Source organism: Heyndrickxia sporothermodurans (assembly GCF_003055045.1).
GTDB classification, from domain to species: domain Bacteria; phylum Bacillota; class Bacilli; order Bacillales; family Bacillaceae_C; genus Heyndrickxia; species Heyndrickxia sporothermodurans.
On the sequence record NZ_NAZB01000021.1, the window covers coordinates 181976 to 198013 of the forward strand.

17 protein-coding genes are annotated in these 16038 nt (G+C 38.1%); all 17 read right to left on the reverse strand.

Annotated features, from left to right (window positions below; translation table 11 throughout):
• Positions 1 to 18 precede the first annotated feature (18 nt).
• On the reverse strand, positions 19 to 957 hold the full coding sequence (qoxA, locus tag B5V89_RS10800) for a cytochrome aa3 quinol oxidase subunit II (protein WP_066233714.1): 939 nt from the start codon (positions 955 to 957) through the stop codon (positions 19 to 21).
• Between the two features lie 324 nt (positions 958 to 1281).
• The gene (locus B5V89_RS10805; protein ID WP_108071927.1) at positions 1282 to 2724 is read right to left on the reverse strand and encodes a dihydrolipoyl dehydrogenase family protein; all 1443 of its coding nucleotides are present in this window, start codon (positions 2722 to 2724) and stop codon (positions 1282 to 1284) included.
• A 1-nt stretch (position 2725) separates the two neighbouring features.
• Positions 2726 to 3895 carry a dihydrolipoamide acetyltransferase family protein gene (locus B5V89_RS10810; RefSeq protein ID WP_108071929.1) on the reverse strand — a complete coding sequence of 390 codons (1170 nt, stop codon included), beginning with the start codon at positions 3893 to 3895 and terminating at the stop codon, positions 2726 to 2728.
• Positions 3896 to 3923: 28 nt separating this feature from the next.
• Positions 3924 to 4922: an alpha-ketoacid dehydrogenase subunit beta gene (locus B5V89_RS10815; RefSeq protein WP_107920839.1), complete on the reverse strand. Its 999-nt coding sequence runs from the start codon at positions 4920 to 4922 to the stop codon at positions 3924 to 3926.
• Positions 4919 to 5986 carry a pyruvate dehydrogenase (acetyl-transferring) E1 component subunit alpha gene (gene pdhA, locus B5V89_RS10820; RefSeq protein WP_108071931.1) on the reverse strand — a complete coding sequence of 356 codons (1068 nt, stop codon included), beginning with the start codon at positions 5984 to 5986 and terminating at the stop codon, positions 4919 to 4921. The genes B5V89_RS10815 and pdhA overlap by 4 nt, the downstream gene beginning before the upstream one ends.
• A gap of 36 nt (positions 5987 to 6022) precedes the next feature.
• Positions 6023 to 7132 carry a Leu/Phe/Val dehydrogenase gene (locus tag B5V89_RS10825; protein ID WP_108071933.1) on the reverse strand — a complete coding sequence of 370 codons (1110 nt, stop codon included), beginning with the start codon at positions 7130 to 7132 and terminating at the stop codon, positions 6023 to 6025.
• A gap of 28 nt (positions 7133 to 7160) precedes the next feature.
• Positions 7161 to 7568 (reverse strand): thioesterase family protein, encoded by a 408-nt coding sequence (locus B5V89_RS10830; RefSeq protein WP_108071935.1) that lies wholly within the window; start codon positions 7566 to 7568, stop codon positions 7161 to 7163.
• A gap of 22 nt (positions 7569 to 7590) precedes the next feature.
• Complete coding sequence (locus B5V89_RS10835; RefSeq protein WP_108071937.1) at positions 7591 to 8391, reverse strand: ABC transporter ATP-binding protein; 801 nt, start codon at positions 8389 to 8391, stop codon at positions 7591 to 7593.
• Positions 8369 to 9400, reverse strand: a complete 1032-nt coding sequence (locus B5V89_RS10840; protein ID WP_066227616.1) for an ABC transporter permease — start codon at positions 9398 to 9400, stop codon at positions 8369 to 8371. The genes B5V89_RS10835 and B5V89_RS10840 overlap by 23 nt, the downstream gene beginning before the upstream one ends.
• 14 nt (positions 9401 to 9414) lie before the next feature.
• On the reverse strand, positions 9415 to 10422 hold the full coding sequence (locus B5V89_RS10845; RefSeq protein ID WP_066227613.1) for an ABC transporter substrate-binding protein: 1008 nt from the start codon (positions 10420 to 10422) through the stop codon (positions 9415 to 9417).
• Positions 10423 to 10491: 69 nt separating this feature from the next.
• A complete protein-coding gene (locus tag B5V89_RS10850; protein ID WP_108071939.1) occupies positions 10492 to 11442 on the reverse strand; it encodes an NAD(P)H-dependent flavin oxidoreductase in 951 nt (316 codons plus the stop codon).
• Positions 11443 to 11458: 16 nt separating this feature from the next.
• Positions 11459 to 12337: a phenylacetic acid degradation operon negative regulatory protein PaaX gene (gene paaX / locus B5V89_RS10855; RefSeq protein ID WP_066227606.1), complete on the reverse strand. Its 879-nt coding sequence runs from the start codon at positions 12335 to 12337 to the stop codon at positions 11459 to 11461.
• Between the two features lie 64 nt (positions 12338 to 12401).
• Positions 12402 to 13601: an acetyl-CoA C-acyltransferase gene (locus B5V89_RS10860; protein WP_108071941.1), complete on the reverse strand. Its 1200-nt coding sequence runs from the start codon at positions 13599 to 13601 to the stop codon at positions 12402 to 12404.
• A gap of 30 nt (positions 13602 to 13631) precedes the next feature.
• Positions 13632 to 14405 (reverse strand): enoyl-CoA hydratase-related protein, encoded by a 774-nt coding sequence (locus B5V89_RS10865; RefSeq protein WP_108071943.1) that lies wholly within the window; start codon positions 14403 to 14405, stop codon positions 13632 to 13634.
• Positions 14406 to 14415: 10 nt separating this feature from the next.
• The gene (locus tag B5V89_RS10870) at positions 14416 to 15192 is read right to left on the reverse strand and encodes an enoyl-CoA hydratase-related protein (protein ID WP_066227598.1); all 777 of its coding nucleotides are present in this window, start codon (positions 15190 to 15192) and stop codon (positions 14416 to 14418) included.
• Entirely contained in the window at positions 15185 to 15478 is a 294-nt protein-coding gene (locus tag B5V89_RS10875; RefSeq protein WP_066227596.1) for an EthD family reductase, read from the reverse strand. The genes B5V89_RS10870 and B5V89_RS10875 overlap by 8 nt, the downstream gene beginning before the upstream one ends.
• A 49-nt stretch (positions 15479 to 15527) precedes the next feature.
• The gene (gene paaD / locus B5V89_RS10880) at positions 15528 to 16031 is read right to left on the reverse strand and encodes a 1,2-phenylacetyl-CoA epoxidase subunit PaaD (protein WP_425319830.1); all 504 of its coding nucleotides are present in this window, start codon (positions 16029 to 16031) and stop codon (positions 15528 to 15530) included.
• Positions 16032 to 16038: the final 7 nt, after the last annotated feature.

The following is a 16038-nucleotide window of genomic DNA, read 5'->3' on the forward strand; positions in this document are numbered from 1 at the left end:
TGTTCTCCTCCAATCTTTTTAGTGTTGATGTTCTGACATGTCCATGTTCATATCCATGTCCATACCATCCATTTTATGTTGTTTTTGATTGGTTTCTTGTTTCTTCATCACACCATGTTGATGTGGTGCTTTCACCCATGGTAAATGTGTACCTGTATAAGTCATTCGTCCAACTACACCAGGTTTTAATATCTTGTTATAATCAGCTTTTGTTAATTTTGGTGCTGTTTTCTTTACGTCTTTCACCCATTTATCGAAATCTTCCTGCGTTTGGGAAAGAACTTCGAAATCCATATGGGCAAAACCTTCACCATTAAAATTAGCATTTCTTCCTAAATAGGATCCCGGTTTATCTGCAAGTAATATTAGTTCCATTGAATGATTGGGCATCGTATATTTTTGACCGCCTAATTCAGGTATCCAAAATGATGCCATCGTTCCTGCAGATGTTAATTGGAATTTAACTGGAGTACCTTTAGGAATATTCACATAGTTCACTGTTTCAATCCCTTGTTCTGGATAACTAAAAATCCATTTCCAATCTGCAGAAGTCACATTAATCGTAATTGGCTTCTTATCCTCATAGCCTTTTGGTATATCTTCTAACGCATAGTTTGCTTTAATAGTAGGAATGGCAACAGCTATAATGATGACAATTGGAATTGCCGTCCAAATAATTTCAAGCCATTTATTACCATGTTGATCAGGTGGGATATAATCCGCCGCTAAGCGTTTTTCACGATATTTGAATATCATAAAAATAAATAATCCCAAAACAACAACTAAAATAATCATCATTAACCAAAATGAATATACGATTAAATCATATTGCTTTTGTGCAACAGGGCCTTGTGGATTTAAGACTGCTATTTTACTAGTGTCACAGCCACTCAAAAGAAATATTGATGATAGGAGCATCAATACTGTTATTTTCCATGGGATATGTTTCTTTTTCACACTTTCTCTCTCCTTCCCAATCTACGAAGTATGTATAATCTTTCACAAGTAAAAGAAAATATCATCATTTATTTTTTTAAATTTGTTCTGATAAATTGTACTGCAATTTTATCCTTTTGTGCACATCTTCACAATCTCGACAATTTAAATTCATAAATACGTCATAAAAATTTCTCGGATATTTTGTTGACAACTTGAAATTAGAATTCATCTGGTAATGTTGGTTTCTATGTGGAAAATGCTTTAAACAGAGAGGAATTTAAGCGGAAAAACAAAAAAAGACTAGTGACTAAATTGCAGTTCAGTCCTAGTCCAATCAACTATTTACGAATTTCTAACAACTTTTTCTTTTCTTCCCATTCGTTTTGGTGCTTGATGGATGGATAAACCTAATGTATCCTCCATTGCTTCAAGAATCGCCTCATTCATACTTGGATGCGGGTAAGTTGGAAATAGGAAGTCTTCATCCCTTGCCACCATTTCCCCACCAATAACAGCCGTTGAAATTAGTTCAATAGCACCCTCACCAATGATGTGCGTACCTAGTATTCTATTCGTTTCTTCATCAATGACAACTTTTGCCAATCCATCCCGATTTCCTGATAGCATGGCAAATCCGCTGCCGGAAAGTTGATAACGGCCTATTTTTACTGGATAACCAGCTGCCTTTGCCTGTTCCTCGGAAAATCCTGCATATGCAATTGGAGGTACAGAGTGTACAACCTCAGGCATCCATGTTAAATCGATTTCACTTTTTCCTCCAGCAATGATTTCGGCGACTGCTTTTCCTTGTTTGATTGCTTTAGCAGCAAGAAATGGGCCCCCTGACACATCTCCAATTGCGAATATATGATCCATATTCGTTTTCCCAATACGGTCACAAACAATAAAACCGTTATTATCGATCGCTAAACCCATTCTTTCCAATCCGAGTTCATTCGTATTCCCTTTAGCCTCCTCTTCAATATAAATAGCATTCGAATGAATCATCACTGTTTCATCTTTATGATTTGTAAACGTACAGTCTACTCCAAACTCATTTTCCGAAAAGTGAAGAGATTTCGCATTAGGATATAATGATATTTTTCTTTTTTTCAATTGTCTCTTTAGTTCTTTAAGAATGTCTTGATCAAATGAAAAATCATTATTTTCTTCTAAAATAATACTAACCTTCGTCCCTAGTAAACTATAAGCAAACGCTGCTTCTAAAATAATATAGTCCGAACCAACTAACAGTAATTGTTCCGGGATCGTGTCCACTTGAAATAACTCCCTGGAATTCAACTGATAGTTAGCACTCACTTTATGACTTCCCGCTTTTGTACCCGTAGCAATAATGGCCTGTTCAAAATTAACAACTTCATAATGATGGCCATTTTCTATTCCAATTTTATTAGCTGAAATAAATGACGCACTTCCATACATGACTTCAATCTTATTCGCCTTACAAAGCGATTCGATCCCCATTCTTAGTTGGGAAATTAATTTTTCCTTATAGGCAAGGAATGTTGCAAAATCAAATTTTTTCATTTCGAATTTATAGCCTATTTCGGTAAGGTGCTCCCAAGCATTCGCCTGTTTGGCTGTGTGTACAAATGCTTTCGATGGGATGCATCCTTCATGCAAACAAATTCCGCCAAGTTTTTTCTGTTCAATTAATAGAACATCTTTCCCTAATTGTGCAGCACGAATCGCCGCAGTGTACCCGCCTGGCCCACCGCCAATGACCACTATTTCTTTTTCTTGTGCAATTTCCCCTACGACCATCCTACGTCATCTCCAATAACATTCTTGTTGGATTCTCTATTAATTGAACAAATTCATTTGTAAAACGAACAGCGGTTGCCCCGTCTGCCACACGATGATCAAAGGACATTGATAGATTCATCATGCTGCGAATAACTATTTCATCATTTATGACAACTGGCTTCTTTTTTGTTTTATGAAAGGAAATTAATGCTGTTTGCGGATAATTAATTATCGGTGTTGCACCGATTCCGCCTAATGGACCGACATTGCTAATTGTAAATGTTCCGTTTGAAATATCGGCTTTTGTTAGTGTGTTGTTTTGTGCTTTTTCAATCGCAATTTTCATTTCATCCTGGATCGTTTTCACAGTTTTTTGTTCCACATTTCGAATGACAGGAACAATCAAGCCATCCTCCGCATCAACTGCGACACCAATGTTATACTCTTTCTTAAGCCTGATCACCCCGTGATCTTCGTCTAATACAGAATTAAAAATTGGATACTTCATCAATGTGAGTTGAATGGCTTTTATAAAGAAAGCTGCAACTGATATATTTATTCCATCTTCCTTACATTGTTGTTTGCAATCGAGGAGGTTGGTCATATCCACCTCTTCAAAATGGGTAACATGTGGAATGGTAAATAGGGATTTACTCATAAGAGAAGCGATTTGTTTTCTTCGCCCTTTAAATGGTATTTCATCGCTCTCAACTGCATTTTTTATTACTTCTTTAATTGGAGCCGCTATCGGTTCTACAGCTTTTTTTCCATAGTTATATACATCCTCATCTGTAATTCTGCCTGCAGGTCCGGTCCCGTTAATCTTTTCGATATCAATTCCTAACTCACGAGCTATTTTTCTAGTATATGGTGCAGCTAAAATTAATCGATTTGTTTTTTCTACTTTGTTTCTATTACTAGACACAGTAACTTCTTGCTGAACATGTTTCGTTTGGCCTGATTCGATAATTAATATTGTTGTACCGACTGGAACAAGTGTCCCTTCTTTAACGAGAATTTCTTTTACTATTCCTGTAGTTGGTGAAGGAAGCTCTGCCGTCATTTTATCCGTTTGGACTTCCACTAAAGGTTGATCACTTTGTACCGGGTCTCCTACTTTAACGAAGTACGATACGATTTCCCCTTCCGTCATCCCTTCCCCGATATCATGAAGTTTGACCTCTACCAATTCTGTCACCTACTTTCCTTATAAACTTTTAAAAGTTAATTGCCTTTTTAATCCCTTCAATAATTCTATTTTCATCAGGTAGATAATGTTTTTCTAAAGTATAAAATGGAACAGGCACATCAAATCCGGTTACACGTTGAATTGGTGCCTTCAAATATAAAAACGAAGTGTCTTGAATTAATGAGAGAATGTCTGCTCCCAATCCACTTGTCGCATGTGCCTCGTGAACAATTACGGCTCTTCCTGTATTTTGCACAGATTCTGATATGGTTTCGCGATCGAGCGGATATAATGTTCGTAAATCAATGACTTCACAATGGATATTTTGTTCTTTTACTTTTTCAGCCGCCTTCATGGCTAACGGAATCATAGCTCCCCATGCAATAACGGTAACATCTTCCCCTTCTTTTAAACGATTTGCTTTCCCAATGTCAACTGTGTATCTTTCAGTAGGGACTTCATCTTTAAATGCACGGTAGGAACGCATCGGTTCTAAAAATAAAACAGGATCAGGATCTTCTATACTTGCTATTAATAATCCTTTTGCATCATAAGGATTGGATGGACAAACGACCTTTATTCCTGGCATATGTGTAAATATTGCCTCTACACTGTCGGAATGTATTTCAGGTGCCTTTACTCCGGCACCATATGGGGCACGAATGACCATTGGTACGTGAAAACGACCCATCGTTCTCATTCTGATTCTTGTTGCATGGCTCATGATTTGTTCAAATGCTGGATAAATAAAGCCTAAAAACTGCATCTCTACTACTGGAAGAAAACCGTTAATGGCAAGGCCAATTGCGGTACCGACAATCCCCGCTTCACTTAATGGTGTATCGATTACTCGATCTTCTCCGAATTCTTGTTGCAGCCCCTCCGTTGCGCGAAAAACGCCACCATTTTTGCCAACATCCTCCCCTAATATAAGGACTTCCTCTTGATCTTTCATTACTGTTCGAAGACCATCTGTTACAGCTTGCACTAATGACAACTTTTGCGTTTTTGCTGCAATGACACTCATTGATTCACACCTCGCAAAAATTCATAATATTGGTCCCTTTGGTCCTTTATCGTCCAGGTTGGCTCAGCAAATACATGAGCAAATAGATCATCCACGTTTGGTTCGGGAAAACTCTCCATTTCTTCTATTGCTTTTTCAATTATTTTTCCCGCTTTAGAAACGATTTCTTCCTTCCAAGTCTCATCCCAAATTCCTTCATTTTTCATGTATCTTTCTAATCGTATGATTGGGTCCCCGTTTTCCCGCCTTTTTTCACTACTATTTTGATCCCGATATTTTGTTGGATCGTCTGCTGTCGTATGTGCTCCATATCTCCATGTCACCGCTTCAATTAGTGTTGGTCCTTCCCCACGTCTTGCGCGGTCCAATGCTTTTTTCGTTTCAAAATAAACGGCAAAAATATCATTTCCGTCAAGACGTACACCAGGGATACTGTAAGCTACTGATTTTTGCGCAATCGTTTCAGAATTCATTTGCTTTTCAATCGGAACCGAAATTGCATATTGATTATTTTGATTAAAAAAGACAACAGGTGCTTTAAAAACGCTGGCAAAATTCAATCCTTCATGGAAATCTCCTTCAGATGTTGCCCCGTCTCCAAAATATACAATGGCAGCATTGTTCGTTCCTTTTCTTTTTTCAGCCATTGCAGCCCCTGTTGCATGAAGAAGTTGGGTTGCAATGGGAACAGCAGGTGGGAAAATCTTTTTCCCTTCCGGCGGGACACATCCTTCTACTCTACCATTCCAGTATAGAAGGATCGTTTTTAATGAATGGCCAAAGGTGATGCTTGCTGCATGATCACGATAAGTAGGGAAAAGCCAGTCATTCGGTTGTAAGGCGAGGGCACTGCCGACCTGTGCGGCTTCTTGCCCCTCAAATGGGGCATATGTGCCTAATCTTCCTTGCCTTTGAAGGCTAATTGCTTTTCGATCAAATGCTCGAACAAGGGTCAATCTTTCATATAATTCTTTAATAAAATCTAGTGAAAGCGCTTTCGAAATTTCGGAGTTTAATAGATTACCATTTCCATCAAGATAACGAATCATTTGAAATTGCTCCATTTATTCGTCCTCCTTGTCGTCTCATTTCTAAAAAACTTAATGCCGTATTTCCCATTTTGGCCGTTTATGATGCGAAAAGAAACTGTTTCTGTTTTTTCTTATTTCAATTTTTTCCTCGCAAAATTGATTTGCTGATTCAACTGTTGAAATATTTTTATTTTCGGCATTTCGGTATATTTCTAGCAAAGAATTATAGATTGCTTTCGTTTTTCTCATGACTCTATTTTTATTTGGACCGTAAAGCTCATCTGATACTTGAATAAGCCCACCCGCATTAACGATATAATCTGGTGCATACAAAATATTTTTCTTTTTAAGAAGATCTCCATGATGATCATCTAGTAACTGATTATTTGCTGATCCGACAATGGCTTTAACTTTTAGTAAATCAATCGTTTCGTCGTTAATAATTCCTCCAAGCGCACATGGGACAAAAGCATCTGCCTCTACAGCATAAATATCATTTCCCGACACTACTTTTACATTTTTGTTACCGATCTCATTTGCACGTTTTAAAAGGGCATCAATTACCTCTGAATTGATATCTGTTACATAAAGCGAGGCACCGGCTGCAAGCAATGTTTCTGCTACTTTAAAGCCGACCTTGCCTAAACCTTGAATGGAATAGGTTTTATCACCAATTTCATTGGAACCATAAAGTGTTTCATTTGTAGCTCTTATTCCGTAAATAACGCCTTGTGCTGTTGGTATGGAAGAATCGCCACTCCCACCATATTCCTCCGGTAATCCGACGATACAGTTTGTTTCTTTCATCGCATGCACAAAATCCTCTGGTGTTGTCCCCATATCTGTCCCTGTGTAATAACGACCATTTAAGGAATCAATGTATTGACCTAATGACCTGAATAATTCCGGCGTTTTATCTTTAACAGGGTCACCGATAATGACCGTTTTGCCACCACCGAAATCTACATCAGCAGCTACACACTTATATGTCATACCTTTCGAAAGACGAAGTGCGTCATTTAACGCATGCTCAAATGTTTGATAGGGATACATGCGGCAGCCTCCTGTTGCGGGTCCAAGTGTAGTATTATGTATCGCAATAATTGCTTTCAATCCTGTTCTGGGATCGTTACAAATAACAACTTGTTCATGATTATAAATTTTTTGAAAAAAATCCATGCTCGAATCTCCTCTCTAGAAGTTCATATTACGCTTCTGAGACTTTTTTTGAATTATTGATCATCTGTGTAATTTTTTCTTTTGGCAAAATGACTTGTTTTACTTCTCCGTGGCCAATTAACCCTTGATCATTCCATGCTTCCGTCCTTGTGATGACTATATTATTCTTTAATTCTATTAACGTCGCTTTTACTTTTACTCTCGTTTTTGATGTAGTAGGGGCAATATGTTTAATACTGACTGCCCCGCCCATTCCTTCTTCATGTGCTTCTAAGTAAGGAAGGATAATTTTCCTTGAAACCCATTCCATATGATAAACCATTGATACAGTAGAATATGCCTCATGTACTACCTTCCCTTCAAAACCAGCAAACATATCCGGTGTTACCTCGAATTCAATCGTTGCCGTTTGCCCGATTTCCATGCCTTCCTTCAATTCAAAAGCACCTCCCCTTTGATTAGTCTATGGAAAGAAGTGTTTTATCACTCAACATCGTTTCACCACGGATTTTCTGAAACTCTTTCATTAATAAATCAATAGTTAGTTTCTTCTTCTCCTCTTCCTTCACTTCAAGAATGATTTGTCCTTTATCCATCATAATTAGGCGATTTCCTAAATCAAGTGCCTGCTGCATATTATGGGTGACCATAATCGTCGTTAACTGATCTTTTTCCACTAATTCCTTCGTTAAATCGGTAATTAGTCTTGCACGTGAAGGGTCAAGTGCTGCTGTATGTTCATCTAATAATAAAATGGATGGTTGTGTAAAAGTAGCCATTAACAATGACAGTGCCTGCCGCTCTCCACCTGAAAGGAGACCAACTTTAGCATTTAAGCGGTTTTCTAAATTTAAATGTAGTGTTTTTAACGATTCTTTAAAAAATTCTTTTCTACTCTTATCCACCCCTTTTCTTAATGCACGGGATTTATTGCGTGAAAACGCCATTGCAAGATTTTCTTCAATCGTCATCGATGGTGCTGTACCGGCCATTGGATCTTGAAATACTCTGCCGATAAATTTTGAACGTTTAAACTCTGGCAATCTCGTGACATCTTTATTTTCAATTTGTATCTTTCCAACATCTGGTGACAGGACGCCTGAAATCATATTCATCAATGTAGATTTACCGGCGCCATTGCTCCCAATTACTGTTACAAAATCGCCTTTTTCTAATGTTAAATTGATTTGATCCAAAGCAATTTTCTCATCTGACGTTCCCTCATTAAAAATCTTGTTAATCTGTTGGAGGTGGAGCAATGTCATCACCTTTCTTTATCGTAATTAATTCAGAATACCTTTTTGCTTTACGACGTTTTTCTCGTTGCTTTTCAAGTATTTTTGGAAAAACTAATGCCAATGTCACGATAATTGCCGTAATTAATTTCATATCACCTGTATCCAAAAATTTAATCCTAAGTGCTAAACCAAGAATCACCCGGTAAATAATGGCCCCTGCAATCACCGCAAATGTTGTTCTAACAATCGTTTTTGTACCGAATATAGCTTCACCGATAATAACTGAGGCAAGACCGACAATAATCATCCCAATTCCTAAATTAATATCCGAAAACTTTGCGTATTGCGCAATTAATGCACCAGATAGCGCAACCAACGCATTTGAAATTCCTAATCCTAAAATAATTAATGAATCCGTATTCGCTGAAAGGCTGCGAATCATTTTTTGATTATCACCTGTAGCACGTAAGGCAAGACCAACTTCAGTTTGTAAAAATCGATCAGTAATCCATTTGATGATTAATGTAATGATGAACATGAAAATGACAATTCCCCATGTAGAAGGTAAGTATTGAACACCTGTGAATCCAATGATTTTATTCAACCATTGATCAATTCCTAAAGGCTGCCAAAAATGAGTAAACTTCGTTAATAACGTTTCTGAATTTAATAGCGGGATATTCGGTCTACCTACAGATGTATCAGACGATGTTCCCATAATACGTAAGTTAATGGAGTAGAGGGCAATCATCATTAAAATTCCAGATAGTAGTGGATTGATTTTCCCTTTCGTATGTAAAACGCCAGTAATACAGCCAGCTATAAAACCAGCAACAATTGCCGCAAGTGTTGCCAAGATTGGATTATAGCCTAAAACAATCATCGTTGCAGCAACCGAACTTCCAGTAACGAAACTTCCATCTACTGTAAGGTCTGGAAAATCAAGCACTCGGAATGAAAGAAATACTCCAAGTGCCATGATTGCATAGATGATTCCTTGCTCTACAGAGCCAAAAATAGTCGCAAACATTGAATCATCTCCTATTACTCACTAAATTCTGCTTTCCAATCCTCCTTAACTTCTAGGCCAATCGTTTCCGCTGTTTTCTTATTGATGACTAATTTTAAATTTTGTGGTAGTTGCACCGGTAAATCGGCAGGTTTCTTTTCACCTTTTAAAATTTGAACGGCCATTTTCCCTGCTTCATATCCAATATCGGAGTATTCGAATCCGTACGCACCGAGTGCACCTCTTCCTACAGAATCGAATTCTGCTGCCATCATCGGCAATTTATTATCGTTGGCAACTGATACGACTGATTCTAACGCGGAAACAACTGTGTTATCAGAAATAATGTATAAACCATCAACTTTTCCGACAAGTGATTCAGTTGCTTGTTTAACCTCTGCTGAAGTTGATGCAGAAGCTTCGACAATAGTTAAACCAATGTGTTTTGCTAGTTTTTTAACATTATCTACTTGGGCACGTGAATTTTGTTCGCCCGAGTTGAAAACCATGCCTACTTTTTTCATATTCAATTGTTCCTTCATGAATTTTAAAGTGTTTGGAATAGCGTCTGGATGGGTATCAATTGTTCCTGTTACATTTGCACCGGGCTGTTCCATTGAAGAAACGAGTTCGGCACCGACTGGATCTGTCACTGAAGTAAAAATAATCGGAATGTCTTTGGTGGCACTTGCAACTGCTTGCGCACTAGGTGTTGAGTTTGCGAAGATGAGGTCTACTTTTGAACTGACTAAATTATTAGCAATGGTTGTGTTTGCACTATTGTCATTTTGAGCATTTTGTTTATCGTACTCCACTTTCAAACCTGATTCGTCAATCGCTTTTTTAAAGCCATCGAATGCAGCATTTAGAGAAGGATGCTCAACAATTTGAGTGACACCAATTTTGTATGTTTTCTCTTCCGGTTTTGAATCACCACTGCTTGCCTCCCCGCCTGCTGGTTTCTTCTCACTTTGAGATCCACACGAGGCCAGCATTATTGCACTGAACAAAACGATTGCGCTTTTTTTCCAACTTATTCTCATCCCATTTCCCCCCATTAATTTTAATCAATACTCTTTTGATAATTTCTTCATATAAGGAAAATGTCCTGCTTATATATTTAGTCGACTTTCAATGTTTTTCAACGTTTTTCGACAATCACTCATCATCTGCTCAAAGAGCTGACAAACAGTAGGTTCATCGTGAATCATCCCTGCAATTTGTCCACTATTCATAAATCCATCTTTCTCGTTTCCTTCAATCGCACCAATTAAATGATGTTTCTCGCTTGTAGCATCGATGTATTCGGGAAGCGAATAATTTTCTTCGTTTTTCAAGAGAGCTGAAGAATACTCACCATCTAACACTCTACGAACTTGGCCTTTCGAACGACCAAGAATGATTGTTTGGTGATCGTTTGCATTCAAAATCTTCTTTTTATAATTTTGTGAGAAAGGTGCATCCTTTGTCGCAACAAATCTAGTTCCCATTTGAACTCCTTGTGCACCTAAAGCCATTGCGGCGAGCAATCCTCTCCCATCGGCAATTCCGCCTGCAGCAACAACGGGAATTTTTACTGCATCCACGATTTGTGGAATGAGCGTCATTGTCGTCGATTCAAAAGGAGAATTTATTCCTGCCGCTTCAAATCCTTCCGCAACGATTATATCTGCCCCGGCCATTTCTGCTTTTTTTGCATGCTTTACAGATCCTGTGACCACCATTACCTTTATATCGTGATCATAAAAAATAGGAATCAATGGTGCTGGATTTCCGGCTGATAACGATACAATTGGCACTTTATGTTTAATGATTAATGAAACCATTTCTTTAATATGCGGATTCACATTTATCGGTAAATTGATCGCAAAAGGTTTATTCGTTAGCTCTACTATTTCTAGAATCATCTTTTCTACTTTTTCCGGAGTCATCGTTCCGACCCCCATCGTACCTAAACCACCAGCATTAGAGACTGCAGCGGATAATTTAGCATTGCTAATATTCCCCATCCCACCTTGAATGATTGGAAGCTCTATGCCGAGTAATTGTGTTAAATGATTCATGCTTTTCCTCCATTGTCTATTCCTCGTTTAGTAAAGGATGCTGAAATATATCATATTTTTTATTCTTTTTATACAGATGGTTTCCTTCACTAAAAACCGATTCAAAAAACTCACCCGCAGGTACGACAAGTTCCTTGTAGTAATCTGAAAAAAGTTGTGCCGCTTGGTTTCCAAACCATATTTCAGGTAGGAGCTCTTCCGGTAATCCGGGATCAATAAATAGAAATTTCCGGTATTCATGAACAAGTTTTGTTCGCTCAACAAAACAATCTGCAGGTGTCATATTTCCAGTTTGAATTCCTGTTTTTGCTAGATCGTATTTTTTTTGATAAATATCTATAAACTTTTTGTACTTTGAATTGATTGCGGGAATATCCCAACAATCTTGAACTAAGCGTATATTTTCATGGGGACCTTGATATTCTGTTAGAAAAATATGTACATAATTGCTAATCTCATATTTTTCTACAAGCGTTTTGACTTGTTTCATTAATCGATTAGGGGATATCCAACAACTATTCGCAATGCTTCCGAAGCCACTCCAAACTAATTCTTTCCTTAGTTCATCCCGAATTGCCCGTTTCTCCTCAGGAATCGAATACGTTAGCATTGTCCATTTCCCGTCCCATTTCTCCTGCTTTAATTTAAAGATCCGGGTCGCAGCCTCCTCCATTCGATCGATTCCACGTGGGGTTAAGTAATAATAGCTTCGATTGCTTTCTTTTCTTGCTTCCACCCATCCTTGCTTATTCATTCGAGAAATGGCAGCTCGAACCGCTTGTTCATTATGGCCAAACTCTTTCAATAACTTTATTAAACTGCCAATCCAAATTTCACTACCATAATGTCGGATGTAATCTCCGTAAATTGTAAAAATCATGGATCTTGTATTCATTTCTGCTTATACCTACCTTTTCTTGGAAGAGACGAATCATTGTTGATTGGAGTACTCCTTTTGTTTATACATTCTCCACGATGGTTGCAATTCCTTGGCCCACCCCTATGCACATCGTAGCAAGACCAACTTCCGTATTTCTTCTTTTCATCTCGTATATTAAAGTCGTTAAAATTCTTGCTCCACTCGCACCTAATGGATGCCCTAAAGCAATTGCCCCTCCATTCACATTAACCACTTCCGGATTTACTTCAAGCTGTTTGATGCATTCAATAGATTGTGAGGCAAAGGCTTCATTTAATTCTATTAGATCGATGTCTTTTATCGTCATATTAACCCGAGACAACAATTTTCTAGTCGCATAAATAGGTCCAAGACCCATTACAGCAGGTTCAAGCCCGGCTACTGCTGTTGCTTTATATTTAACGAGCGGAGTTAGCCCTAATTTCTTTGCTTTCGTTTCACTCATTAATAGTAATGCAGAGGCCCCATCATTTACTCCAGATGAATTTCCGGCTGTAACAGTTCCATCGGCAAATAATGGTTTTAATTTTTGTAGCGCTTCATAGCTTGAATTTGGCCGTGGATGCTCATCCAACGTGACTTCTGTGATCTTTCCTTTGCGATCGACTGTAGGAATGGAGATCATCTCATCAGAAAATAGCTGGCGTTCGAGTGCTTGTTTTGCCTTTAATTGACTGAATAAGGCAAATTGATCCTGTTCCTCCCGCGTAATGTTATATTTTTTCGCTACATTCTCTGCTGTTTCCGGCATCGAATCTGTCCCATAGATTTGCTTCAATTTGTCATTTACAAAACGCCAACCGATCGTTGTATCAAACATCTCCATATTGCCTCTTGGAAATTCAGACTCCGGCTTCGCCATGACAAAAGGTGCTCTCGACATGCTTTCTGTTCCACCGGCAATAAAAATATCACCATCCCCTACGGAAATTGCCCTTGCTGCATAATTGACTGCATCTAAGCCAGATCCACACAAACGATTAATCGTTGTGGCGGCCGTCTCTACTGGCAATCCTGCTAGTAATGCAGACATTCGAGCAACATTTCGATTGTCTTCACCGGCTTGATTTGCACAACCAAATACAACTTCTTCAATCTCGTTTACCGGGAGTTTAGGATTTCTTTCTAATAGTGCTCTAATAACAGCAGCCCCTAAATCATCCGGACGAACATTTTTTAAGGCTCCTTTATATCTGCCGATTGGCGTTCGTACCGCATCAATAATGACAACATTATTCATTTAGTCACACTCCCTACTGAAAACAACACTCTACTTACCTTCGAAATTAGATTTTCTTTTATTTAGGAAAGCATTGATTCCTTCTTTATGGTCAGAGGATTGACCTACGATTCTTTGGGCATATGCCTCTTTATCCAATACTTCTTGCAAATTTGAATCCCAGCTTTGATTCATATAACGTTTTATTAAACCAATCGCTTTTGTAGGCATTTTCGCTAATTTTTCTGCAAAATGAGTAATTGTAGTTTCCCATTCTTCAAGAGGAACAACTTTTGTAATTAAGCCAATATTTTTTGCCTCTTCTGCTGAAATTTTTTCACCTAATATTGCTAGTTCTAATGCTTTGGCATGACCCACAATTCTAGGTAGATAATACATATTTCCGGAATCCGGTACTAAACCAACATGGATAAATGCTTCGATAAAGCTTGCATTAGCTGTTGCCAAGCGAAAATCGCATGCAAGTGCTAAGCTCAATCCTGCCCCTGCTGCTGTTCCGTTAATGGCTGCAATGATTGGCTTTTCAATCGACGCCATTTCTCTAATCATCGGATTATAGTATTTTCGTAAAAGTTCACCATAATCGGTATCTTCCTTCACTGATTGAAGATCTTGACCTGAACAAAAGGCACGACCTGCACCTGTAATAACGATGCTCCGTATATCATGATCTTTTGCTGCATCTTTTAATGCGTTTCTTACTTCGACTTTCATTTGTTCATTAAATGCATTTAATTTATCCGGTCGATTCAATGTGATCCACGCAACTTGATTTTTTACTTCATATAAAATGGTTTCATACATATCCTCACCCCTACCGTCCTTTGAATTGTGGCTTTCTTTTTTCCATAAATGCTTTCATGCCTTCTTTTTGATCTTCTGTTGAAAATAATAGTGAGAAGTTTTTCCGTTCATATTGCATTCCTTCGAGCAAAGAATCGTCGACTGCCTTATACACGGCCTCCTTAATGAATCGAACAGAGAGCGCTGGTTTTTCCGCTAATTTTTTTGCGTAATTAATTGTTTCTTCAATAACAAGTTCTTTTGGAAGTCGTTTATTAATGATTCCATGTTGTTCAGCTTCAGAAGCTGTCATCATCTCACCTGACCAAAGCCATTCCAATGCTTTTGTTTTCCCCATAAGCTTCGTTAATCTTTGTGTCCCACCTGCACCTGGCATGACAGCTAAATTAATTTCAGGAAATCCGAATTTAGCATCTTCTGCTGCAAAAAGGAGATCACAAGCGAGTGCAAGTTCAAAGCCCCCACCTAATGCAAATCCGTGAACAGCACCGATCATTGGTTTTTTCACTTGTAAAAGCAGGTCCCAATCAGCAAACTGGTTTAATAATTCCAGATCAATTGCCGAATCCTGTGCCATTTCATTTATGTCTGCTCCAGCTGCAAATGCCTTGCCATTTCCGCATAGAACGATCACTTTAACTTTTTCATCTCTATCCATATCCTCGATCGTTCGAACAATTTCATTCACCATTTTTCGATTGAGTGCATTTAACACTTCCGGTCGATTGAGCTGGATGATCCCGATATTCTCATCCGTTTCTACCTGAATAAATTTCAAATTATCCATTCACATCTTCACCAAACATGAATGTAACTAAATCACCGGCAAATTCCATTACATCTTTTCCGGAAGCCTTGGATTCAGGAGTTTTAGATGCTTCTTTAAATGCTTCTTTGCTTGCATAGTACATGACACACATGAGGTAATATGGACTTGAACCCGACATTTTTGTAATTTCTACCTTCTCTAGGCCCGGAATTTGATTCGTTATAGGCATATGGGTATTAAAATAATATTCATCAAAACTTGCAGGATCCTCTGGTTTTTTAAATAATGCGATCATTTTGTACATGTCGTTTCTCCTCTCATCTTCTTTTTTTAAATAATTCTTTTATTAGAATTTATATTAGATTAGATATTGGTTTCATTGCTTCAAATGGGTTTTTGCATGCTTTGCAGTAAAGGATACTGCGGCAAGCGGTTGGTCCGAATAAATTTTCCATTGTCGTATAGTAGGAACCGCAATATGGACATTCGACTTTCCACTCCTGTATTTCCTCGTTAAACACTGGTGGTGGTGCAATTCCAAATTGCTTTAGCCTTTCTTTTCCATCTTCTGATATCCGATCGGATGTCCATGGCGGGTGATAAATAAATTCCACTTCAACTGCGGTTACTTCTCTTATTTGTAAAACGGCTTCGGTTATATTTTTTTGAATAATCTCCAATGCTGGACATCCTAAAAACGTTGGGAGTGCCTTAATATGAACCTTATTTGATTCCAAAATTTTTATTTCTTCAATCATTCCTAGGTCAACAACACTTACTGATGGGATTTCCGGATCTTTCACATTTTCTAAGCACTTTTCCACTTGTATAAGTAATTCATTTTTTAATGTCAAGATATCCACC

Coding starts and splice junctions, on each gene's coding strand:
- B5V89_RS10805 (WP_108071927.1), bottom strand. CDS start 2,724: ATGGTCGTAGGGGAAATTGCACAAGAAAAAGAAATAGTGGTCATTGGC.
- B5V89_RS10815 (WP_107920839.1), bottom strand. CDS start 4,922: ATGAGTGTCATTGCAGCAAAAACGCAAAAGTTGTCATTAGTGCAAGCT.
- pdhA (WP_108071931.1), bottom strand. CDS start 5,986: ATGGAGCAATTTCAAATGATTCGTTATCTTGATGGAAATGGTAATCTA.
- B5V89_RS10825 (WP_108071933.1), bottom strand. CDS start 7,132: ATGGATTTTTTTCAAAAAATTTATAATCATGAACAAGTTGTTATTTGT.
- B5V89_RS10840 (WP_066227616.1), bottom strand. CDS start 9,400: ATGTTTGCGACTATTTTTGGCTCTGTAGAGCAAGGAATCATCTATGCA.
- B5V89_RS10845 (WP_066227613.1), bottom strand. CDS start 10,422: ATGAGAATAAGTTGGAAAAAAAGCGCAATCGTTTTGTTCAGTGCAATA.
- B5V89_RS10850 (WP_108071939.1), bottom strand. CDS start 11,442: ATGAATCATTTAACACAATTACTCGGCATAGAGCTTCCAATCATTCAA.
- paaX (WP_066227606.1), bottom strand. CDS start 12,337: ATGAATACAAGATCCATGATTTTTACAATTTACGGAGATTACATCCGA.
- B5V89_RS10860 (WP_108071941.1), bottom strand. CDS start 13,601: ATGAATAATGTTGTCATTATTGATGCGGTACGAACGCCAATCGGCAGA.
- B5V89_RS10865 (WP_108071943.1), bottom strand. CDS start 14,405: ATGTATGAAACCATTTTATATGAAGTAAAAAATCAAGTTGCGTGGATC.
- B5V89_RS10870 (WP_066227598.1), bottom strand. CDS start 15,192: ATGGATAATTTGAAATTTATTCAGGTAGAAACGGATGAGAATATCGGG.
- B5V89_RS10875 (WP_066227596.1), bottom strand. CDS start 15,478: ATGTACAAAATGATCGCATTATTTAAAAAACCAGAGGATCCTGCAAGT.